At 69.6% G+C, this 21,738-nt stretch carries 20 protein-coding genes; 9 read left to right on the top strand and 11 right to left on the bottom strand.

Features of this window, described 5'->3' with window-relative positions; all coding sequences use genetic code 11:
- Positions 1 to 65: 65 nt before the first annotated feature.
- The 6 genes from ACFRKB_RS03730 to ACFRKB_RS03705 form a co-directional block, all read right to left on the bottom strand.
- Positions 66 to 1,406, bottom strand: a complete 1,341-nt coding sequence (locus tag ACFRKB_RS03730) for a CpaF family protein (protein WP_383103002.1) — start codon at positions 1,404 to 1,406, stop codon at positions 66 to 68.
- Between the two features lie 89 nt (positions 1,407 to 1,495).
- Complete coding sequence (locus tag ACFRKB_RS03725) at positions 1,496 to 1,864, bottom strand: TadE/TadG family type IV pilus assembly protein (RefSeq protein ID WP_383103000.1); 369 nt, start codon at positions 1,862 to 1,864, stop codon at positions 1,496 to 1,498.
- 3 nt (positions 1,865 to 1,867) lie between these two features.
- On the bottom strand, positions 1,868 to 2,185 hold the full coding sequence (locus ACFRKB_RS03720) for a hypothetical protein (protein ID WP_383102999.1): 318 nt from the start codon (positions 2,183 to 2,185) through the stop codon (positions 1,868 to 1,870).
- Between the two features lie 218 nt (positions 2,186 to 2,403).
- Positions 2,404 to 3,660 (bottom strand): AAA family ATPase, encoded by a 1,257-nt coding sequence (locus tag ACFRKB_RS03715; protein WP_383102997.1) that lies wholly within the window; start codon positions 3,658 to 3,660, stop codon positions 2,404 to 2,406.
- Between the two features lie 7 nt (positions 3,661 to 3,667).
- Complete coding sequence (gene cpaB / locus ACFRKB_RS03710; RefSeq protein ID WP_383102995.1) at positions 3,668 to 4,378, bottom strand: Flp pilus assembly protein CpaB; 711 nt, start codon at positions 4,376 to 4,378, stop codon at positions 3,668 to 3,670.
- A gap of 216 nt (positions 4,379 to 4,594) precedes the next feature.
- A complete protein-coding gene (locus ACFRKB_RS03705) occupies positions 4,595 to 5,464 on the bottom strand; it encodes a hypothetical protein (RefSeq protein ID WP_383102993.1) in 870 nt (289 codons plus the stop codon).
- A gap of 346 nt (positions 5,465 to 5,810) precedes the next feature.
- Between ACFRKB_RS03705 and ACFRKB_RS03700 the strand changes: the two genes are divergently transcribed.
- From ACFRKB_RS03700 to ACFRKB_RS03665, 8 genes are all read left to right on the top strand, one after another.
- A complete protein-coding gene (locus ACFRKB_RS03700) occupies positions 5,811 to 7,358 on the top strand; it encodes a hypothetical protein (protein ID WP_383102991.1) in 1,548 nt (515 codons plus the stop codon).
- A gap of 43 nt (positions 7,359 to 7,401) precedes the next feature.
- Entirely contained in the window at positions 7,402 to 7,974 is a 573-nt protein-coding gene (locus ACFRKB_RS03695) for a hypothetical protein (RefSeq protein ID WP_383102989.1), read from the top strand.
- A 149-nt stretch (positions 7,975 to 8,123) separates the two neighbouring features.
- Positions 8,124 to 8,414, top strand: a complete 291-nt coding sequence (locus ACFRKB_RS03690; protein WP_383102988.1) for a DUF3592 domain-containing protein — start codon at positions 8,124 to 8,126, stop codon at positions 8,412 to 8,414.
- A gap of 81 nt (positions 8,415 to 8,495) precedes the next feature.
- On the top strand, positions 8,496 to 8,939 hold the full coding sequence (locus ACFRKB_RS03685) for a hypothetical protein (protein WP_383102986.1): 444 nt from the start codon (positions 8,496 to 8,498) through the stop codon (positions 8,937 to 8,939).
- A gap of 34 nt (positions 8,940 to 8,973) precedes the next feature.
- On the top strand, positions 8,974 to 9,711 hold the full coding sequence (locus ACFRKB_RS03680) for a nucleoside/nucleotide kinase family protein (protein WP_383102984.1): 738 nt from the start codon (positions 8,974 to 8,976) through the stop codon (positions 9,709 to 9,711).
- A 165-nt stretch (positions 9,712 to 9,876) separates the two neighbouring features.
- Positions 9,877 to 11,589 (top strand): chitinase, encoded by a 1,713-nt coding sequence (locus tag ACFRKB_RS03675; protein WP_383102982.1) that lies wholly within the window; start codon positions 9,877 to 9,879, stop codon positions 11,587 to 11,589.
- A 177-nt stretch (positions 11,590 to 11,766) separates the two neighbouring features.
- Complete coding sequence (locus ACFRKB_RS03670) at positions 11,767 to 12,294, top strand: hypothetical protein (RefSeq protein WP_383102981.1); 528 nt, start codon at positions 11,767 to 11,769, stop codon at positions 12,292 to 12,294.
- A 95-nt stretch (positions 12,295 to 12,389) separates the two neighbouring features.
- Positions 12,390 to 14,249, top strand: coding sequence for a tetratricopeptide repeat protein (locus ACFRKB_RS03665; protein ID WP_383102979.1), 1,860 nt, complete (start codon positions 12,390 to 12,392; stop codon positions 14,247 to 14,249).
- 3 nt (positions 14,250 to 14,252) lie between these two features.
- On the opposite strand, the gene ACFRKB_RS03660 is transcribed toward ACFRKB_RS03665, so the two are convergent.
- Positions 14,253 to 15,566, bottom strand: a complete 1,314-nt coding sequence (locus ACFRKB_RS03660; RefSeq protein ID WP_383102977.1) for an Nramp family divalent metal transporter — start codon at positions 15,564 to 15,566, stop codon at positions 14,253 to 14,255.
- Between the two features lie 437 nt (positions 15,567 to 16,003).
- On the opposite strand from ACFRKB_RS03660, the gene ACFRKB_RS03655 reads away from it, so the two are divergent.
- A complete protein-coding gene (locus tag ACFRKB_RS03655) occupies positions 16,004 to 17,584 on the top strand; it encodes a hypothetical protein (RefSeq protein ID WP_383102975.1) in 1,581 nt (526 codons plus the stop codon).
- A 73-nt stretch (positions 17,585 to 17,657) separates the two neighbouring features.
- Here the strand turns inward: ACFRKB_RS03655 and ACFRKB_RS03650 are convergent, their stop codons facing one another.
- The 4 genes from ACFRKB_RS03650 to ACFRKB_RS03635 all read right to left on the bottom strand — a co-directional run bounded on the left by ACFRKB_RS03650 (position 17,658) and on the right by ACFRKB_RS03635 (position 21,594).
- Positions 17,658 to 19,130 carry a GntP family permease gene (locus ACFRKB_RS03650; protein ID WP_383102973.1) on the bottom strand — a complete coding sequence of 491 codons (1,473 nt, stop codon included), beginning with the start codon at positions 19,128 to 19,130 and terminating at the stop codon, positions 17,658 to 17,660.
- Between the two features lie 117 nt (positions 19,131 to 19,247).
- The gene (locus tag ACFRKB_RS03645; protein WP_383102972.1) at positions 19,248 to 19,694 is read right to left on the bottom strand and encodes a RidA family protein; all 447 of its coding nucleotides are present in this window, start codon (positions 19,692 to 19,694) and stop codon (positions 19,248 to 19,250) included.
- Complete coding sequence (locus tag ACFRKB_RS03640; protein ID WP_365973567.1) at positions 19,691 to 20,455, bottom strand: IclR family transcriptional regulator; 765 nt, start codon at positions 20,453 to 20,455, stop codon at positions 19,691 to 19,693. The genes ACFRKB_RS03645 and ACFRKB_RS03640 overlap by 4 nt, the downstream gene beginning before the upstream one ends.
- A complete protein-coding gene (locus ACFRKB_RS03635) occupies positions 20,452 to 21,594 on the bottom strand; it encodes a sugar kinase (protein WP_383102970.1) in 1,143 nt (380 codons plus the stop codon). The genes ACFRKB_RS03640 and ACFRKB_RS03635 overlap by 4 nt, the downstream gene beginning before the upstream one ends.
- Positions 21,595 to 21,738: the final 144 nt, after the last annotated feature.

Genomic DNA, 21,738 nt, shown 5'->3' with positions numbered 1-21,738 from the left:
TGGACGAGGTGGGGAGTGGAGAGGGGAGAGGGGACGGTGTCGGGGCGGGACGGAGTCGGACTGGTTCAGGCCGCCGTTCTGCGTACGGCCAGCTCCTCCTCCGCGTGCGCGACCCCGAAGGCCGGCGGGACGGGTTCGCTCTTGAGGTAGAGCCGGTCGGCGATCCGGCGCGGCAGCGGGTAGTACTCGAACTTCCCGTGCACCCGCCCGTCCGGGGAGACGGGCTGGGCGATATAGCGGCAGACGGAGACGATCCGGTACTCCTCGCGGCCGTGCGAGTCCACGATGGCGATCTCGGTGACCCGGCGGGAGCCGTCGGCGTGCCGGGTGAGCTGCACGATGACATCGACGGCGCTGTTGATCTGGTCCTTGATCGCCACGAACGGGATCTCGACCTCCGACATGGAGGCCAGGGTCTGGAGTCGCATCAGCGCGTCCTCGGCGCTGTTGGCGTGGACGGTGGCGAGCGATCCGTCGTGACCGGTGGACATCGCCTGGAGCATGTCGAGCGTCTCGCCGCCGCGGACCTCACCGACGATGATGCGGTCGGGGCGCATACGCAGGGAGTTGCGGACGAGGTCGCGGATGGTGACCTGGCCCTTGCCCTCCACGTTCGAGGGGCGGCTCTCCAGCGTGATCACATGGGACTGCTGGAGCTGGAGCTCGGCGGAGTCCTCGATGGTGACGATGCGTTCGCCGTCGGGGATGAGTCCGGAGAGGGCGTTGAGCAGCGTCGTCTTCCCCGTACCGGTGGCCCCGGAGACGATCACATTGAACTTCGCGCGCACCAGCCCGGCCAGCAGGATCATCATCTGCTCGTCCAGCGAGCCGAGGCCGATCATCTCCTGGAGGGTGAAGGCCCTCGGGAAGCGCCGGATGGTGAGGATCGGCCCGGTCAGCGAGAGCGGCGGAATGATCACGTTGACACGCTCACCGGACGGCAGCCGCGCGTCGACCATCGGATTCGCCTCGTCCACGCGGCGGTTGACCGTGGAGACGATGCGCTCGATGGTCTGCATCAGCTGCTCGTTGGAGGTGAACCGCATCGGCAGCTGCTCCAGCCGGCCGCCGCGCTCGACGAAGACCTGGTCCGCGCCGTTCACCATGATCTCGCTGATGGAGGCGTCTTCGAGCAGGGGCTCCAGGATGCCGAGGCCGAGGGCCTCGTCGACGACCCGGCGGATGAGCTGGGACCGCTCCATGGTGGAGAGGACCGGGCCCTCCCTGCTGATGATGTGGCTCAGGACCCGCTCCAGGCGGGCCCGGCGCTCGGCCGCGGCGAGCGCGGACATCTCGGCGAGGTCGATCTCCTCCAGGAGCTTGGCGCGGTAGACCCCGACGAGGAGGCTCTCCTCGCTCTGCCCGTTCGTCGGCTCGGGGCTGTTGATGCGCGCCCGCAGGCTCATGTCCTCAACTCCCAGGTTCTGCTGGTGTGCTCGGGTGGTGCGGTGGTGCGGTGGTACGTCTACGGCCAGGGTGCGGCCGGACGGCCGGGTCAGTCGAGGGGCATGGTGGCGCTCCTGCGGGCCTCGCCGAGATTGTCGAAGATGGGCAGGATGGCGGGGATCTTGACCCTCGCGGTCATCGTCACCTCGTCACCGCTCACGTCCGGACCGTCGATCTCGACCGTCAGCCAGTCACTCGTCGCGGCCTCCCCGGCCGCTTGTGCCGTCAGGGTGACATCGTTGTACGTCTCCGCGCGGGCCGCCGCCCGCGCCGCCGTACTCGCCTGCTGTACGGCGTACCCGGCCAGCCCCAGCTGGATCGCCGCGAGGGCGAGGAAGAGCAGGATGGTGACGACGCCGACGTATTCGAGGGCGATCTGTCCGCGTTCGCGCGCGTCGCGCGCTGTGCGCTTCGCCATGGGTCAGCTCTCCCTTATGGCCGAGGCCCGGCCCGGGACCGTGACCGGGATGTTGAAGCCGGGGAAGAGCACCGGCACTTCGAGATCGACCTCGGCCTTCACCAGGTCCTCGCCGTCGTCCGTGCACCTGATCGTGGCGCTCCAGGCCTCGGGAAGATCCTCGGCCCCGGCCCGTTCGCAGGCCGCGTTCCGTGTCTCCGTCTCGGCGACCGTGCCCGCGCGCGCCGCCTCGTCCGCCGCGTTGCCCGCGAGCGAGAAGGTGTAGCCGACCAGGGCGGCCTGCCAGAGCAGGATCACCGTGGCCAGGATGACCGGGGCCATGCCGACGAACTCGACGGCGAGCTGCCCCCGGTCGTCACGGAGCCACGCACCGCGCGACCACGCACCGCGCGGCCGGTCCTCCCGGAGTCGCGACCGCTCAGCGCGCCGGCGGTCGCCGCGGCCCGGCCGCGTGGCCGGGCCCTCTCCGTATCGTCGTGCGTCTGTTCCTGGGACACTCATGTTTCAACGCTCCCCCTCCGGCTGGTGGGCTGGCCTCATCAGTCGTGCTGCCTCGGTCGTCCGCGCAGGACCCCGACCGATCCGCGGTCTCCCTTGAACTTGCTGTTCTTCTCCCCGCCTTCGGTCGTCTTCACCAGCCCCAGCTCCCCGGCCAGCCCCCACATCGCCTGCTTCACCGTGGACTTGGACTCCAGGTCCTGCATCCGGCCCGCGTCGACCGCGGCCTGGAGTTCCTTGAAGTTGGCCGGGATGGTCACGCGCGCGACCTGGGTGCTGGTGATCCGTTCGATCAGCGGCGGCTGGATCTCGGTGTTACGCGTATGGCGGTTGACGACGATCACGGTCTCCTCCGCCTTGCGGATCTGGAGCCGGTCCCACAGCCGCACCATGCGCTTGGCCGCCCGGACCGACACCACGTCGGGGGTCGTCAGCAGCAAGGTCGTGTCGGCCATCTCGATCGCGGCGGCGTTGGCGCTGTTCATCTGCGTGCCGCAGTCGATGACCACGACCTCGTAGCGGTTGCGCAGGGCGCTGACGATCTGCCGTACGGACCGTTCGTTGACCTCTTCGCCGCGCTCCCCCTCCCCCGGCGCCAGCAGCATTCCTATGCCGCTCGGGTGGATGTAGACCGCGTCCTGGAGAACCCGGGGAGATATGTCCTGGATGGAGGCGAGGTCCACGATCGACCGCCGGAACTGGACATCGAGGTACGAGGCGATGTCGCCGGCCTGGAGGTCGAGGTCCGCGAGCGCGGTGTTCATGCCGGACGTCCGGGCCGCCAGCGCCAGTTGGACGGCGACCATGGTCGTACCGACGCCGCCCTTGGCGCCGCTGACCGTGATGACCGTACCGCCGGGGCCGGTGAACACATCGGCGCCCTGGCCGAGATGGCGCCGTACGCCCACCGACCAGGCAGCCGCCGCCTGTACGCGCTGGGCGAGTTCCTCGTACGAGAGCGGCAGTCCGACCAGACCGCGGGCACCGGAGTCCATCGCGGCGGCGAAGAGCCCGGGACCGGCGTCCGTGGTGACGAGGATGACCCCGACGGCCGGGAAGCGCAGGGCCACTTCCCGGATCAGTTCGAGCGCCGGTACCGGACCGATCCGTTCATGGACCAGAACCACTTCCGGCAGCTCGTCGATCGACTCGGCGGCCAGCCTGGCCAGGGTGTCGATCAGCGAGGTCGAGTCACCGACGGGTCCGGCCGGCTCGGCGTCGGGGAGCTGGCTGAGCAGAGTCGTGATGGACCGGGCGGCGTCGGCGTCCCCGACGACCGGCAGGATTCTGGTGCTCATGCGTCCCTCACTTGTCCCCTTCGAGGGTGTAGGTGTTCTCCCCCGGGCGCAGCGTGGTGGGGCTGCCGTCGGCGAGGAGCGCGAGGCGTACGTGCTTCGCGAAGGACTCGGCGTACGCGACGCGCTGGGCGTCCTTGGTCTTCAGCGCGAAGGTGATCGGCACCGCTTTCGTCGCCGCGCTGCGGCTGTTGTTGCTCTCGTCGGGCTGCAGCGCGGTGAGCTTGCCGACGTCGAGGACCTTGGCGTTGGGGACGATGATCCGGGACTGGGCCTCGGTCCCCTGGTTCTCGGCGGCGAAGGTCGCGAAGATATTGACGAGGTCGCCGGGGAGGATCTTCCCGGCGACACCGGTCGACGCGTCGATCATGATGGCGATCTCCTGCTCGTCATTGGCGAGCGCGGGCCGCTTGACGATCATGTCGTCCTGGAGCAGCGAGCCCTGCTTGAGCTGGGTGACGGCGATCTTTCCGTTGACGACGGACAGATCGGTCACCGCGTTCTCGGAGAGCCAGCGCTTGGGCATGCTGATCTTCTCGAACTGGCCCTCGGTGAGCGGGGTGTACGGCGCGACATCCGCCTTCAGCCGGTACGCGGCCACCTCGGGTCCGACCTTCGAATTCACATCGCTGATCACGGAGAGGACACCGGCGAACGCGGCGAAGGCGCAGAGGACCGAGAGAAGAAGGAGTATGACGCCGCGGCGTTGCCGTGAATTCATGAGCGGGACAACCTCGTTCGGTGACGTGAGTGTGAGGGCGGGGTGTGAAGTCGGAGTGTGAGGTCGGTGCGTGAGGCCGGGGTGGGGAGTCTGACGCGCGGGCGGGGGTAGGGGAAGTCGGGGGAGGAGACGGAACCGGGAGGCCGGAGGTTCCCGTGCGAGAGAGCGCTTCCGGCCACGTACGGCGCTGCGCGCGGCGCCGCCGTCCGGATGGAGCTAGGTGGACGTTCCGTGGTTCAGGACACCCGGGGCGCCCAGGTGGTTCTCCGGCGCGGCGAGCGGCGCCGAGCAGAATCCGCAGCGGTCACCTATGAGTTCGATACCGCACCAGGAACACACCTCTCTTCGTACGGACGAGACCAGCTGATAGAGCACGGAGATGTCAGGCAGGAACGCGGCGAACTCGATCATCTTGGAAGTGCCCCACCAGCGCGGCGAATCCGCCGGGAGAGCGCTTTCCTGGATTCCCTGGACGCGCCAGGCGGGGGCGAGGGTCTTGGTCACCCAGTCGGATTGCGACTGCCCCTTCCCGACGATCAGTTGGGTCCCGAACTCGGGTCCCGCGAGCTCACCGGAACCGCCGATCTTGATCAGTTGGGGCGTGGGGTTGGCGAGCACCCCGAACTGGGAGCCGGGCACCCAGGACTTCGCGTGGGTCTTGAGGCTCACGGGCACCCGGTCGAGCCTGGTCACGGTGTTGAGCAGCGCCCCGGCGTAGATGTAGTGCGAGAGCAGCCGGGCCGCGGAGGCGACGATACCGGCACTGAAATCACAGATGGACAACTGTCTGAGCTGGCGTACGAGTACGGCCACGCCGAGCGGCGGCAGATCGAGCTTGAGCAGCGCGATCCGGTCGGTCTCCAGGACCGACCGGACGGTGTGCAGACGTCGTTCATGAGCAGCGGAGATCGACGCCGGGTAGAGCGCCACGACATAGCCGTGCTGCTCCACGAGGACCTGCATGTCGGCGAGCGCGGCGTCCAGTGGCTGGGCGTCGGGTGACTGGAGCAGCGCCGCGGTCGGCGTCTGCTGGTCCGTCGGTGGTAGCACCAGATCAGGGCTGGTGACAGCAATCGCGGTCGGCACGCTGGTTCCCCGTTCGGCTCCGGCCGCCGGAGTCCCGACGGCCAGCAGTTCTCTGCTGCTCCGTGCTTCTGCTTCAGCACTTTATCCACCTCGTACCGTGCAGAGAACACCTATCAGATGACGATGCCAGGCGTACGGGCCTCAACCTCCGGCAAAGCGGGCGAAGCAGTCAGTTGTTCACTGCCGTTTCAATTAATATTCCATTTGGTCGAATTCCGCATCCAATCGCTCCAGTTTGGGCCCGAGTTGGGCCCACGGGCCCACGAACGGGCATGGACCGCGCCCGTACGCTCCCATTCCGATTCCGCGTGCGAAAGGCACTCGGTCACGGAGGGGGACGGGCCGGATGAGACGCCGGATACGACGACAGACACCGCCGGGCCACGCGCCCGACCGAGGGGCCACGGCCACCGAGTACGCGGGGGTCATCGTGGTCGTGGCGGCGGTCGTCGGGGCACTGGTCGGTACCGGGGTCGACCAGACCCTCGCCGCCGGTCTGCGCTGTCTCGTCACCTTCAGCGGCCCCTGCGACGCGGGCGGCGGCGGAGGCAAGGACCGGTCCGCGCCCCGGACCGACGCCGACTACGAACCGCCGCTCTGCCAGATCTCCTCGGTCACCGACAAGGCCGGCGCCAAGGCCAAGGTCCTCTTCATCGAGTGGGGCGAGGAGTACGGCTTCCAGCAGACGACGTTCCAGTCGAACAAGGACCTCAACAAGGACGGCAAGGTCGACGCCAACGACCAGCAGGTCATGATGACGTTCACGGACGCCGCCTCCGTCGCCGCCAAGAAGGACTGGAAACCGGGCGCGATGATAGGCAAGTTCGGCGCGGACAAGGTCGAACTCGGCGCCGGCATCAAGGTCACCAACGGCGACACCTGGGTCTTCGACAGCGAGGAGCAGGCCGCGTCGTTCCGTGACGACATCGAGGAGCTCAAGACGTACGAGCTGGCCAACCGCAACACCAACGCGCGCGGCGGCGGCCTCGGCAACAGCATCCTCTACCTCTTCGGCAAGGGCCCGATGGCCAAGGAGGAGGAGCTGCGCGAGCGGATCGAGGAGAAGCTCGGCAACCGCCACATCAGCTACGGCAAGGTCGGCCTGGAAGCGAGCGCGGCGGGCGGGCTCAAGCTGTCGGCGGGCGACGAGAAGAAGCTGAGCGCCACCCTCGGCGGCAACTTCAAGTTCTCGCCCGAGGTGACCTGGACCGACAACGACTTCAAGGGCACGAAGGCGTACACGTACAGCGCGGCCGTCGAGTACGGCGGCAAGGTCGGCTACGAGGCCGGGCCCATCAGCGGGGACGCCTCCGCGTCCACCACCCGGACCGGCACGATCACGGTCACGCACGACAAGAAGACCGGCGAGCTGCTGCGTATCGACATGACCCGCACGGTCGAGAACGGCGCCACGAAGGACGGTGTGAAGGCCGGTGGCGACAACGGCAAGGACGGCGACGACAAGCGCGGCGGCAGCGGCGGGGCGAAGGGCACCGACGGGTCCACCGGTATCGAGGTCGTCACCAACTCGGTGGTCATCCCGCCGGGCTCCGACGGCGACAAGCAGCGCCGGATCGCCCAGGAGTGGCTGGACGGCCATGGCGACAACGCCGCGCCCTTCACCTACATGTTCGACGACCACGCGCCGACGAAGCGCCCCGGCGCGGACGATCCGTTCGGGCAACTGCTCTTCGACGAGGGGCTCTCCAGCCGGACGGACTACACCGGAAAGACGGAGGCCGCGGAGTACGGCTTCGAACTCAATCTGGGGCTGAGCCTCGGCTTCTCGGTTTCCACCGAGAAGAAGGAGGAGACGCTCGACAAGGCGCAGTTCCTGGGGGCACCCCATGGGGACAGCCGCACCTACCTCCCGTACAGCTACTGTGCGAACTGACCCGGCCGGCGACAGGAGCACACCCGCCATGAGGACACCCGCCATGACCACCCCGACCAGCCCGAGCAGCGCGAGGACAGTCCGGTGGCCGGCCGCGGCAGCCGCCTGCGCCGCCGCCGTCGCGCTGGTGGCCGGGTGCGGTACGGACACGACGGCCGGCGTGGTGCCCGAGGGCTGGGGCACGCTCAGGACCTCCGCGCTCACGGTCGCCCACCCGCCCGCCTTCGCCCCGCAGAGCGCCGGTGAACGCAGTAAGTACAACGCGGCGGCGGCGACGCTCTCCGAGGGCGGCAAGGACATCGGAATGATCACCGTCCAGCTGGACTTCACCAACGCCGACTCGGTGGAGGAGGCGGCGATCGGCGCCGAGGCGGGCATCGCCCTCGGCTCGACGCTGGGCAAGCAGCGGAAGATCGAGGTGGCGGGCCCCGAGGGCAGGACGGAGGCCCGGCGCATCGACTTCGAGTTCACCGAGAAGGGCTCCCGGATCAAGGGCGTGATCGTCGCGGGGCTGGACTCCGCGCAGACGTCGTACGCGGTACGGGTCGACGCGGCCAAGGGGAGACTCGGCGACGGCGATCTGACGAAGATCATCGACTCGATCACGCTCACGTAGGCGGCCGGCATGGACATCCCGGGCGGTGACTACGTCTTCTTCGGGGGCATGACCCTGCTGTTCGGCTGGCTGGCGGCGCACTACGCGCGGCGGCTGGCGGCGGTTGCGCGCGCGCTGCGGGCGGGCGGCCGGGCGGCCGGGCGGCCGGTGTGTGCGTACGGATCGAGAGCGAGCCGTACAACCGCTCGGAGGCGCGCCGGTACGTCTTCTCCTTCCGCACCCCGGACGGGCGGAGCGTCGAGTTCGAGGATCTGGCGACGGGCGCCGTGCGGGTGGGCTCGCAGGTCACGGTGGCGTACGATCCGGCGGCCCCCGAGCGCACCGCGACGGTCGCGGGGCGCGGCAACTGGTCGCCGGTGGCGCAGTACGTACTGCTGGTGACGGGGTGCGGGCTGGCGGCGGCCTGCTTCGCGGCGGTGCTGGTGTTCACGGCGATCTGAAAACGATCTGACGAACGATCTGAAGTACGAGGAATTGATGCACGGCGATCTGTTCAGCCATCCGTTCGGAGGCGAGAGGCGATGACGCGGTACGACTACCCGAGAGCGCCCGCACGCCGGGACGACGGAGGCGGAGCGCCGGTGTTCGCGCTCATGCGCGCCTGGGCGGCCGGCATCGTCATGCTGCTCATCACGGAGTACCTCCAGGCCACGCTGGTCTACGACCACCTGGCCTCGGAGGAGAAGCTGGAGACGTTCGTCGGCCGCCTGCTGCTGATCCATCTGCCGAACGCCACCTGCATCGCCGTCGCCGCGTGGGCGGCGGGCCGTGTCCACCGGGAGCCGTACCGCGACGCCCCGGCGCAGCATCTGACGGCGGTCCTCGCCGTGCCGGTGGCCGCGCAGGCGCTGAACATGTCGCTCCAGTGGCAGGACCTGGCGGCCGAAGGGCTGCTGATGTCGAACGCGGTGCTGGTGGTCGGGTGCGTGACGGGGTACGCGACGGAGCGGCTCCAGGAGGACTGACGCCTGGGCCGCGTCCCCGAAATACGCTCTGCGCATGACTCCGCAGCGACCCGGGCAACCCCAGCAGCTCCGGCAACCACAGCAGCTCCGCCAACTCCTTGAGCGCGCGCGGCGCCTGGCCGCCGCAGGCGCGGGCGCGGGCGCGGGCGGCGCGGACGGCCCCGGCCACCGCCGCATCCTCGGAATCGCCGGGCCGCCCGGCGCCGGCAAGACCACGCTCGCCGCCCATGTGGCCGGTGAACTCGGCGCGGACCGCGCGGTCCTGGTCCCGATGGACGGCTTCCACCTGGCCGACACCGAGCTGCGCCGGCTGGGGCTGCTGGGCCGCAAGGGCGCTCCGGAGACCTTCGACCCGTACGGCTACACCGCCCTGCTGCGCCGGCTGCGGGCCGCGCGGGCGGGCGAGACGGTGTACGCGCCCGGCTTCGACCGGGAGCTGGAGCAGCCGGTCGCGGGGACCATCCCGGTCCCGCCCGAAGTGCCGCTCGTGATCACGGAGGGGAACTATCTCCTGCTGGACGACGGGCCGGGCGGCCCCTGGAGCGAGGTGCGCGGGCTGCTCGACGAGACCTGGTGGGTCGATCTGGCGGACGAGGAGCGGGTACGGAGGCTGATCGCCCGCCACGAGCGCTTCGGCAAGGAGCCCGCCGAGGCCGAACGCTTCGTCCTGGAGTCCGACGAGGCCAACGCCCGCCTGGTCGCCCCCGGCCGGTCCGCCGCCGATCTCGTGGTCACCTTCGCGGCCGGCGGAGCGCCGGGGGACGCCACGTAGCGCACCCGGCCCCCGTACCCATCCCCTCCGCCCCCTCCCTTCGTATACGACCTCCTGCCACAGGTCTTGACAACTTGATTGGTCTGGACCAGTTTTACGCCCGACGGTGGCCACCGTTCCCCCTCTCAGGTACCTCCATCCCCGAACCCCAGCCGGAGGCAGCAAGTGGAACGTGCACCAGGCGGCAGAGGACGTATCAGAACCTGGATCGGCGGGACGGTGGCCGTACTGGCCGCCGGCGCGCTGAGCCTGACCGGGCTCACCGGCACCGCGCAGGCCGCCGACGTCAATGTGGCCAAGAACGCGGGCTTCGAGTCCGGGCTCACCAACTGGACCTGCTCCGCGGGCAGCGGTGTCACGGTCGGATCTCCCGTGCACGGAGGCGCCGCCGCGCTCCGGGCCACCCCCGCCGGCCAGGACAACGCCAAGTGCGTCCAGGCCGTCGCCGTACAGCCCAACTCGACGTACACACTGAGCGCCTGGGTCCAGGGCGGATACGCGTACCTCGGGGCCGAGGGGACCGGCACCACCGATGTGTCGACCTGGACCCCGGACAGCTCCGGCTGGAAGCAGCTCACCACCACCTTCAGGACCGGCGCCTCGACCAGGTCCGTCACCGTCTACACCCACGGGTGGTACGGCCAGAGCGCCTACTACGCCGACGACGTGTCCGTCTTCGGCCCCGACGGCGGCGGGGGCGGCGACCCCGGGCCCCAGGTGCCCGGCGCGCCCTCCGGGCTGGCGGCCGGGTCGGTGACCTCGTCGTCCGTGACCCTCAACTGGGGCGCGGTGTCCGGCGCGACCGGCTACAACGTCTACCGGTCCGGCACGAAGGTCCAGTCGGCGAGCGGCACGTCCTCGACCGTGACAGGGCTGGCCGCGGACACCTCGTACGACTTCCAGGTGACCGCCACCAACGCGGCCGGTGAGTCCGCGAAGTCCGCGACCGTCACCGCCAGGACCGCCCAGAGCGGCGGCGGCAACCCGGGCCCCGGCGTTCCGAAGCACGCGGTGACCGGCTACTGGCAGAACTTCAACAACGGCGCGGCCGTCCAGAAGCTCCGTGACGTGCAGTCGCAGTACGACATCATCGCCGTCTCGTTCGCCGACGCGACGACCACGCCCGGTCAGATCACCTTCAACCTCGACCCGGCGGTCGGTTACGCCTCGGTCGCCGACTTCAAGGCGGACATCGCCGCGAAGAAGGCCGCGGGCAAGTCGGTGATCATCTCGGTCGGCGGCGAGAAGGGCACCATCTCCGTCAACAGCGACGCCTCCGCGACCGCCTTCGCCAACAGCGCGTACGCCCTGATGCAGGAGTACGGCTTCAACGGCGTCGACATCGACCTGGAGAACGGCCTCAACTCCACCTATATGACAAAGGCTCTGCGCCAGCTGTCCGCGAAGGCGGGCGCGGGCATGGTGCTGACGATGGCGCCGCAGACGATCGACATGCAGTCCACGTCCGGTGAGTACTTCAAGACCGCGCTGAACGTGAAGGACATCCTCACCGTCGTCAACATGCAGTATTACAACAGCGGTTCGATGCTCGGCTGCGACGGCAAGGTCTACTCCCAGGGCTCCGTCGACTTCCTCACCGCCCTCGCCTGCATCCAGCTCGAAGGCGGCCTCGACGCCTCCCAGGTCGGCCTCGGCGTCCCCGCCTCCACGCGCGGCGCGGGCAGCGGCTACGTGGATCCGTCCATCGTGAAGAACGCGCTGGACTGCCTGGCCCGGGGCACGAACTGCGGCTCGTTCAAGCCGTCCAGGACCTACCCCGGTATCCGTGGCGCCATGACCTGGTCCACCAACTGGGACGCGACGGCCGGCAACGCCTGGTCCAACGCGGTCGGCCCGCACGTCCACAGCCTCCCGTAGTCCGCGATACCACCCCGAGCCCCCACAGGGCCGGCAGCGCCGTCGTACCCCACCCGACGGCGCTGCCGTGTGTCCGGGGCCGGAGGAATTGCGATAAGAAGGACCCTCAGATGCAACGGAGTTCGGAGATCCGGGATGCGCGATCCGGGATCCGGGATGCGGGATTCGGGGGGATTCATGTTGGCGGAGGCAGTGACGGCGGCAGCGGCGGCCGGTGGGATCGCGGTGGTCGAGGGCGCGGCGTCGGCCGCCGGTACGCAGGCGTGGGAGTCGTTCCGTACGCGCGTCGCGGGCTGGTTCGGGCGGGGCTCCGGGAACGCGGAGCTGGAACGGGTGACGCTGGAGCGGCTGGACCGTACGGCGGCGGAGCTGGACGGGGCGGACGAGGCGGGGCAGACACGCCAGGCCGACAGGTGGGAAGACCGCTTCGTGGACGTCCTGGAGGCCGCGCCGGAGGAGCTGAGGGCCGAACTGGCCCGGGAGCTGGCGACGTTCAGCGAAGAACTGCGGGCCGAACTGAAGTCCGGGGGCGGGACGACCATCACCAGCAGCGGCGCGGGCTCCTTGATCGCCACCGACAAGGTGGACGTGAAGGGCAGCGGCAGCACGGCGGCCGTCATCAACAACACGAACCACTACTACGGCACGACCGGATCGGCACCGGCACCCGTAAACCCTCCCGCGCCGGAGCCGGGCCAGCCCTGACCGGTTCCGGCTTCTCGACGCGGGAGAGCGACCAGATCACGCTCGCGGTCCCGCACGGCTCGGCGTCCCAGCGCACGCTGAGGGGCCGGGACGCGTTGCTGGACCGCCTCCAGAACTCGGTACGCGGCGTGGACGCCGGGCGGGTCCATGTCGTACAGGGGCTGGGCGGGGTCGGCAAGACGAGCGTCGCCGTGTCCCTCGCCCACCGCTTCCAACGCGAGACCGACCAGGTCTGGTGGATCGGCGCCCAGGACGCGTCCCGCTTCATGGGCGGCCTGACCGCACTCGCCCGCCAACTCGGCGTACCGGACGCGGAGATCACCGGGGGCCAACTGGTCGACCAGCTCTGGCGACGGCTGTCGGCGCTGACCGACCCCTGGCTGCTGGTGGTCGACAACGCGGACGACGCGCGGCTGCTGGACGGCCCGGGGCAGCTCGCGCGGGGCACGGGTCTCATACGCCCGCACCGGTCGCCGGGCGGGCTGGTCCTGGTCACCAGCCGCGACGGGCAGCCGGGCACCTGGGGCGCTCACGCGGTCCTGCACCGGCTGACGCCTCTCGGCGACGAGCATGGCGCGGACGTCCTGCTGGGCCTGGCGGGCCCCACCGCCGGTTCCCGCGAGGAAGCGGCGGAACTGGCCCGCCGGCTGGGCGGGCTGCCGCTCGCGCTCAACACCGTGGGCCGCTATCTGGAGGCCGTGGGGCACCGTCCGGCACGCTTCCGGGACGCCGGGGAGACGGCGACCTTCGCGGAGTTCCGCGCGTCACTGGACGACGGCGGCGCCTTCCCGCACGCCGGCACGGCCACCGCGCTGGCGGGCATCTGGCGGATGTCCCTGGACCTGCTGACCGAGCGCGGTCACCGCTGCGTACGGCCGCTGCTGGAGGTACTGGCCAACTTCGCGGACGCGCCGGTGCCGTTGATCCTGGCCGACCCGGCGGTGCTGGGCGAGGACGAGGCGTTCGCGGGGGTGAGCGGGGCCGAGATCTGGAACACGTTGCAGGCGCTGGCGGGGCTGGGGCTGGTGGATCTGGCTGCGGCGAGCGGGGTGGACACGGTCGCGCTGCACCCGCTGGTCCGGGACGCGCACGGCAGTCCGGGGCGGTACGCGCTGAATGCGCGGCTGCTGGACAAGGCCGCCGAGAGCGACGAGGCAGGCATGCCGGAGGATGTGGAGCGATGGCCGCTGTGGTCGGCGCTGACGCCGCATGCCGTGCACATCCTGACCTTCGAGGGTGACTCGGACGACAACGGACTGTTCCTGGACAGCTCGTCGGCGGCCGATCTGGTGGCCCGAAGCCTGCATGCCCAGGGACAGCTGAGCCAGGCCAGAACGCTACTCGAAGAGCTCGTGCGCCAGCTGGGCAGCGTCCTGGGCGACGACCACTCCCGCACTCTGGTGTCCCGCAACAACCTCGCCAGCGTCCTGGAGGACCAAGGCCACCTCGACCAAGCACGCGCCCTCTACGAAGACATCCTCACCACCCGACGCGGCACCTTCGGCGAAAACCACCCTGACACCCTCATCGTCCGCCACAACCTCGCCGGCGTCCTGACGGGCCAAGGACACTTCGACCAAGCACGCACCATCTACGAAGACATCCTCACCACCCGACGCGGCACCCTCGGCGAAAACCACCCCACCACCCTCAGCACCCGCAACAACCTCGCCGGCTTGCTGCACGAGCAAGGACACTTCGACCAAGCACGCACCATCTACGAAGACATCCTCACCACCCAACGCAACACCCTCGGCGAAAACCACCCCACCACCCTCACCATCCGCCACAACTTGGCCTGCGTCCTCCACGACCAAGGCCACCACGACCTCGCGGCGGTGGAAATGGCCGCCGTACTCTCCGCACGACGGCGCGTACTCGGTCCCGAGCACCCATACACGCTCTCCACGCAGGGGTGGCTCGATACTTTCAACGCCCCCCGAGCCGAGCCATAGGCCCTACCAGGGAATGTCCCGCACCTGCTGCACACACAGCACCACGAACAACAACCCCGCCGCCGACAGCATCACATTGCTCAGAATCCCGTTCCGCCATTCCTTCGGCGTACGCGACGAGTTGAGCAGCCACACCAGCGTCAGCGCCAGGAACGGCATGAAGAACGCCCCCAGCACCCCGTACACGACCACCAGGCCGAACGGCTCGTCCAGGAACAGCAGCGAGATCGGCGGGAAGGTCAGCCAGAGCAGATACGCGCGGAACGGCACCGAGCGTTCGCGCTCGCCGGAGGCGACCTCCTCCGTCGTCTTCCTCGTCTCGTCGGCCGCCACCCCCACGCGGTCCTTGCGGATCCGCTCCACGAAGTCCGCGAACATCAGGCTCACCCCGTGCCACACCCCGATCAGCGACGAGAACGACGTCGCGAAGAAACCGACCAGGAACAGCTTCGCCGTGGTCCCGCCGAAGCGGTCCTCCAGGATCGTGCCGAGGTCGATCAGGCCGCGGTCGCCCTTCGTCAGGGCGATGTGCGAGGAGTGCAGCAGCTCGGCGCCGATGATGAGCATGGCGACGACGAAGAGGCCGGTGGTGATGTACGCGACCCGGTTGTCGAGGCGCATCACCTTCATCCAGCCGGTGTTGGTCCAGCCCTTGGCGTTGACCCAGTAGCCGTACGCGGCCATGGTGATCGTGCCGCCCACCCCGCCGATCAGGCCGAGTGTGTAGAGCAGTGAGCCGTCCGGCAGGACCGGCGCCAGGCCCGCGAAGCTCGCGCCGAGGTCGGGCGCGACACGGATCGCGACGTACATGACGACCACGAACATCACACCGATCAGGACCGTCATGACCCGCTCGAAGACGGCGTACTGGTTGAACCAGACGAAGACGAGCCCGATCAGCCCCGTGATGACCGCCCAGGTCTTGAGCCCCGGCCCGTCCGGGAAGAGCGCGACGATCGGCAGTGCGCTGGAGGACATCGCCGTGGCGCCGTACACGAAGCCCCAGACGAGCACGTACACCGCGAAATACACCGTCGTCCAGCGGCCCAGGCTGCGCCAGCCCTCGAAGAGGGTGCGGCCGGTGGCGAGATGCCAGCGGCCGGTGGCCTCGGCGAGCGAGATCTTCACGACGCACCCGATGACCGCCGCCCACATCAGGGTGTAGCCGAACTTGCTGCCCGCGATGAGCGTGGCGACGAGATCGCCCGCGCCCACACCGGTCGCCGCGACGACGATGCCGGGGCCGATATACGTCCAACTCGACTTGCGGGGACGGGAGACGGCCTCATCCGTGCCGGTGTCCGTGGTGTCTGCCATGCGTGTCGTCGCCTCCCACTTGTCTCTCTACGTAACCCGAGTCACCAAAGCGGGGTGAGGGTGATCGCGCAAGAGGGCCTGCGGTGAGGGTTCGGTGGCGGGCGGCCGATCGCCGGGAAATGGGACCCGGGGCTCGTACGGAAGCCAACAGGCGGCCCTGTGGGGACCTTTGATCAACCGATAGGTGAACTCCTGCCAGGACGGCCCCGGCTGGGCCCCTGTGTGGGCCCGTGGGCCTGCGTATGGGCCCTGCCCCGTCCTTAGGCTGCTGCCCGCTCGGGGGGTCACGACAATGGCGTGAGCTGGGAGAACAAGTGAAGGACGCCGGCGGGTTCCACAGTTGGCATGGGCAGAGGCATGGGCAGAGGCACGGACATGGCCGGGGACGGAGCGACCGGGGGCAGAGCGGCGCCGAGTACGCCGCGATGGTCGGCGTCGTGTCCCTGGTCGTGGCGGCCATCGTCGGTCTGAGCGTGCCTGCCGACGAGGCGACCGGGCTGAAGAGCGCGGTGTGCCGAATACTTCACCCGCTCAGCGGGGCCGAGGCATGCTCCACCGGCGACTACGCGGGCGACGACGGTGACGGCGGAAACGGGGATGGCGGAAACGGAGGCGGGGGTCCCGGGGATCCCTTCGTGCCCAACGGCGATCCGTTCGAGCCCGCGAGATGTCTGCTGTCCCAGGACCAGACCAAGGACACCGTCGTCATCCAGGTGGCCTTCATCAAGATCAGCACCTCGGAGACGGTCAAGCTCCAGCAGTGGTCCGACGGCACCGTCACCCTGGAGCGGGTGACCGAGACCGGCGGCGGGGTGACAGCGAGCATCTCCGCCGGCATCCCGGGCCTCAAGGACTGGGGCGGCAGCGCCAAGCTGAGCGGCACCTTCCTGGCGGGCAGCGGCAATGGCGGGCAGTGGCTCTTCAACGGGAACAAGTCCGGCGATCCCCAGGCGGACCTGGCGGCCAACCTGGAGGACGCGCAGAAGTTCGCCGCGTACCTCAAGGCGAACGACGGTTGCAAATACCAGAGCGGCTACAACCCCGGGGCCGCGATGGGAGCTTGCACCCAGGACGCGGCCTCCAAGAAACCCGATCTCGAACCGGAGCTGGCGCCGGACGTCGACATCACCAAGACCTCCATCGAAGCCTCCGGCAATGTCAGCTTCGGCGGAAAGTTCAAGAGCAACGGCAAGAGCGGCAAGGACTCCGGGAAGAGCGACGGTCCCAAGGACCTCGGCAAGATCTCCGGCGAGGTCCTCAACGGCACCATGACCGAGGACGTCGTGGTCATGCGCACCAACACCGGCGCCAACGCGGGGAAGATCACCTTCATCTACACCTTCACCGTCAAGGGTTCGGCCGGTCTGGGCGGGGTCGCCACGGGCGAGCGGATGCAGCAGGTCGCGGTCACCTACGACGCCGCCGCCTACGACCAGGAGGAGAAGGACGGCGCCGAACACCGCCCGGAGAAGCTGGTCATCACCACCAGCCAGGAAGCCGGGGACGGCACCGGCATCAAGGTCGAAGGAGGCGCCAACGCCGGTCCCGTGACGATCGACGTCGGCGGCGGTGGCGGAAGCACCCAGTCACAGATCCACACCGAGTCGGCCGAACTCATCCTCGACAACGACACCGACAGCACCCTCGTCGAGGACTGGCTGCGCGGGCGCGGCGACGCCCCCGCCAGCAACCCACTGCCCTCCCCCTCCGACGCCGCCGAAGTCCCGGGCTCCGACGCGAGCCCTCTCGAACGGCTCCTCCACGACAAGGGAAAGCTCAGCAGACTCGACTACAAGGCCAACACCGACTGGTGGAACGCGTCGCTCGGCGTCGGCTTCGGTATCTCCGCCGGGCAGTTCACCCTCGGCTTCAAACTCTTCGGCATCGAGATCACCCACGAAGGCAAGGAACAGACCATCACCGGCAACCCCACCTATGCCACCGGCCCCAAGAGCGGCGGCGCCCGCCCCTGGGTCGAGTGGAAGAACTGCACGCAGACCAAGCCCATCCCGACCTGACCTACATGCCCTGCATGACCTGAACGACCTACGGGACCTACGAGACCTACAGGACGTACGAGACCTGCCGGACCTAGATGATCAGACTCAGCAGCGCCGCCACCACGAAGCCCGCCACCGACAGCACGGTCTCCAGGACCGTCCAGGACTTCAGGGTGTCGCGCTCCGAGATGCCGAAGTACTTCGCGACCATCCAGAACCCGCCGTCGTTGACGTGCGAGGCGAAGATCGAGCCCGCCGAGATCGCCATGATGATCAGGGCGAGATGCGCCTGCGAGAGCCCCTGGCCCTCGACCAGCGGGACGACGATCCCGGCCGTGGTGACGATCGCGACCGTGGCCGAGCCCTGGGCGACGCGCAGGACGACCGAGATCAGCCAGGCCAGCAGGATGACCGGCAGGCCGACGTCGTTGAAGGTGTCGGCGAGGGCGTCCGCGATCCCGCTGCCCTTGAGGACCGCGCCGAAGACACCGCCGGCGCCGACCACGAGCAGGATGTTGCCGACCGGCTTGAGCGAGGCGGTGGAGACCGTCTCCAGGGACTTGCGGGACCAGCCGCGCCTGATGCCCAGCAGGTAGTACGCGAGCAGCAGCGCGATCGTCAGCGCCACGAAGGGGTGGCCGAAGAACTCGATGACCGAGCGGCCCGTCGACGGGTCGAGGGCGATGGACGAGAAGGTCGCGAGCAGGATCAGGATCAACGGGGTGCCGATGATCGCGAGGACCGTGCCGAGCGCGACCGGCGTCTCCCGGGGCGTGATACCCGAGGCGCGCTGCTCGGCGGCGACCGCGGCCTTGGACTCCTCCGCCGCCTCGACCATGTCCTGCGGGACCTCGACGAAGATGCGCCGCCCGATCCAGGCGGCGTAGGCCCACGCGGCGAGGACGGCCGGGACGCCGACGATGACGCCCATCAGGATGACCCAGCCGAGATCCACCTTGAAGAGTCCGGCCGCGGCGACGGGGCCCGGGTGCGGGGGCAGGAAGGCGTGGGTCATCGAGAGACCGGCGAGCAGCGGCATCGCGTACAGCAGGATCGATTTGCCGGACCGCTTGGCGGCGGCGTACACGATCGGCGCGAGGACGAAGATGCCGACGTCGAAGAAGACCGGGATACCGAAGACGACACCGGTGACGCCCATGGCGAGCGGGGCGCGCTTCTCGCCGAAGAGGTTCAGCAGGCGGGCGCTCAGCACCTCGGCGCCGCCGGACACTTCGAGGATCGCGCCGAGCATGGTGCCGAGTCCGATGATGATCGCGACATGGCCGAGGATGCCGCCCATCCCGGTCTCGATCATCGAGACGGCGGCGGACTTCTGGACCGTACCGAAGAGTTCGGTGACGGACAGGCCGGCCGCGAGACCGACGGCTATGGAGACACCGAGCAGCGCCACGAAGGGCTGGAGCCTGACCTTGATGATCAGGAAGAGGAGCAGGACGATGCCGAGGGCGGCGACGGTCAGCAGACCGGCGGTACCGTCGATCAGGAGCAGCAGACCCCCCGTGTGGGGCGGGGTCTCCGGTGGTGCGTCAGCGGCGAGCAGCATGGGGAGCCTCTGGTTCGTGGGCAGGGGGGGTCACGGCACGGCACCCGGGCGGGCGGGCAGGTGGCCGGGGCGCCGTGCCGTACGGTGTCGTGCCGTATGGCGGTACGGAGACGCGGCTCAGCCGAGGACGGCCAGCGCGTCGATCTCGATCAACAGCCCCTTGGGCAGGCCCACGTACACCGTCGTGCGCGCGGCGGGCGCCTCCTTCAGACCCTGCTCACCGAAGTAGGTGTTGTAGATCTCGTTCATCTCGGCGAAGTGGTCGACGTCGGTGAGGTAGACGCGCATCATCATCACGTCGTCCCAGCTCGCGCCGCCCTCCTCCAGGATCGCCTTGACGTTGGCGAAGGTCTGGAGGGTCTGCTCGCGCAGCGTCGGGCCCGCGACGGTGGGCGGCTGCCCCTCGACGGCCGGGAGGAAGCCGACCTGGCCCGCGACCTGGAGGATGTTGCCCTTGCGGACGCCGTGCGAGAACTTCGCGGGCGGGGTGGTGTGGGTCGCCGGGGTGAGCGCGGTCTTGGAGGTCGGCGCGGTCTTCTCGGTCTTCTCGGTCTTCTCGGTCATGAAGCGTCCTTGCTGGGGTGGGTGTTGCCGGAGTACTCCCTGCTGATCGCGTCGGCGGTACGGCGCACCAGCGGGAGCAGGGTGAGGAGTTCCTCCGCGGTGACGACGACATTCGGCGCGGAGACCGACATGGCGGCGACGACCCGGCCGTCCGCGCCGCGGATGGGCGCGCCGACGCAGTTGATGGATTCCTCGTGGCCGCCGAGATCGGTGGCCCAGCCCTGTTCGCGCACGGTCGCCAGCTCCTTGAGGAAGGCGGCCGCATTGGGGCTCGAACGGGGCGTGTACATGGGGTAGTCGAGGCGTTCCGCGAGCACGCGGCGCTCGGCCTCGGGGAGGTCGGCGAGCAGCAGCTTGGCGACGGCGGCCACGGTGATCGCGACCGGTTTGCCGATCCGCGAGTACATCCGGACCGGGTAGCGGCTCTCGACCTTGTCGATATAGAGGACTTCACCGTCCTCGTGCACGGCTAGGTGGACGGTGTGACCGCACTGGCTGTTGAGAGCGACCAGATGGGAGTGGGCGATGTCGCGCATGTCGAGGTTCTCGACGGCCTCTTGCGCGAGCGCGAAGAGCCGCGCGCCCAGGCGGTAGCGGTTGTCCTGCTGGCGGTAGACGAGCCCGTGTTCATGGAGCGTACGGAGGAGCCGGAGCGCGGTGGACTTGTGCACGCCGAGCCGGTCGGCGACCTGCCCGAGATCGGCGGGGCCCTGGGCGAGCAGCGGCAGAATGCTCAGCGCCCGGTCGACGGTCTGGCTCATGGGGTACGTACCTCTCGCTCCGTGGCCGCCGTCCAGCCGGGGCCGAGACGAAGTGTGCCCCAGGCGGTGTCGTCGAGGTCCACGAGCCGGTCGGCGTCGGCCCGGGAGGGTGGTGTGCCGAGGTCTCCGGGGACGGTGAGGGTCGCGGCGGCCATCAGGTGGCCGTGCCGGAGGCGGGCGGCGGCGGGCAGGCCGCGGAGGGTCGCGGAGAGGAATCCGGCGGCGAAGGCGTCCCCGGCGCCGACGGGCGCGACGACATCGACGCGCAGGGCGGGCACGGAGGTGACGGCGTCGGCGCCCCTCACGGAGGCCGGGCCCGTGTCGGCGCCCCTCACGAAGGCCGGGCCCGTGTCGGCGCCCGGCACGGGAGCCAGGCCCGTACGGACCGTGCCGCCCACCTCGCGTTCGTACACCGTCGCCCCCGCGCTCCCCCGCTTCACCACCAGCGTCGCCGGCTCCGGGAGCGCCGCCCGGATCGCGTCCCCGCCGTGCAGGCCCCACGCCTCGGCCGCCTCGTCCTCGCCGACGAAGACCAGATCGGCGCCCCGCGCGAGGTCCAGCAGGACGCGGGCGCCCGAGCCGTCGCGCCAGAGTCCCGGCCGGTGGTTGACGTCGAAGGAGACCAGCGGGCGGCCCGGCGCGCGGCCGGTCAGCTCGCGCATCAGGGCGAGGCAGTCGTCCGAGAGCGCGGCCGTGATGCCCGATACATGCAGCACGCGCCCGGCCCACAGGTCGTCGTACGGCAGGGTCCCGGGCGCCATCGCGGAGGCGGCGGAGCCGGCCCGGTAGTAGGCGACCTCGTGCGCGTCGGTGGCGCGGTCCGTCGCGGTACGGAAGTAGATGCCGGTGGGCCGGTCCGGGTCGCGGAGTACGCCCGAGGTGTCGACCCCGTACGCGGCGATCGCGTCGACGAGATGGTCGCCGAAGCCGTCGGCGCCGACCCGGCTGACCCACTTCACGGTGTGCCCGGCGGCGGCCAGCGCGCAGGCGACATTGGATTCGGCGCCGCCGATCGTACGGGCGAAGGAGGGGACGTCGGCGAGGCGGCCCGGGAGCGAGGGCAGGAAGGTGACCATGGATTCACCGAGGCAGACGACCTCCACGCCGGGGTGGAGGTCCGTGTCTACGGTTCCGGTCACTCTGAGGCTCCTCGCCGCTCGGCCGACCCTGGGTCGGTCACCGTGGAGGGGTCACCATTGACCCGCTGTCGGCTCGGATGTTAGACAGCCCTCAGCGATATGCGCAATGGCCATTGCATGTAGTGCAACGAGATCGATAGTGGG

The organism is Streptomyces scopuliridis (assembly GCF_042790125.1).
Classification (GTDB): domain Bacteria; phylum Actinomycetota; class Actinomycetes; order Streptomycetales; family Streptomycetaceae; genus Streptomyces; species Streptomyces scopuliridis_A.
This window is presented reverse-complemented; position numbering and strand designations above follow the sequence as displayed.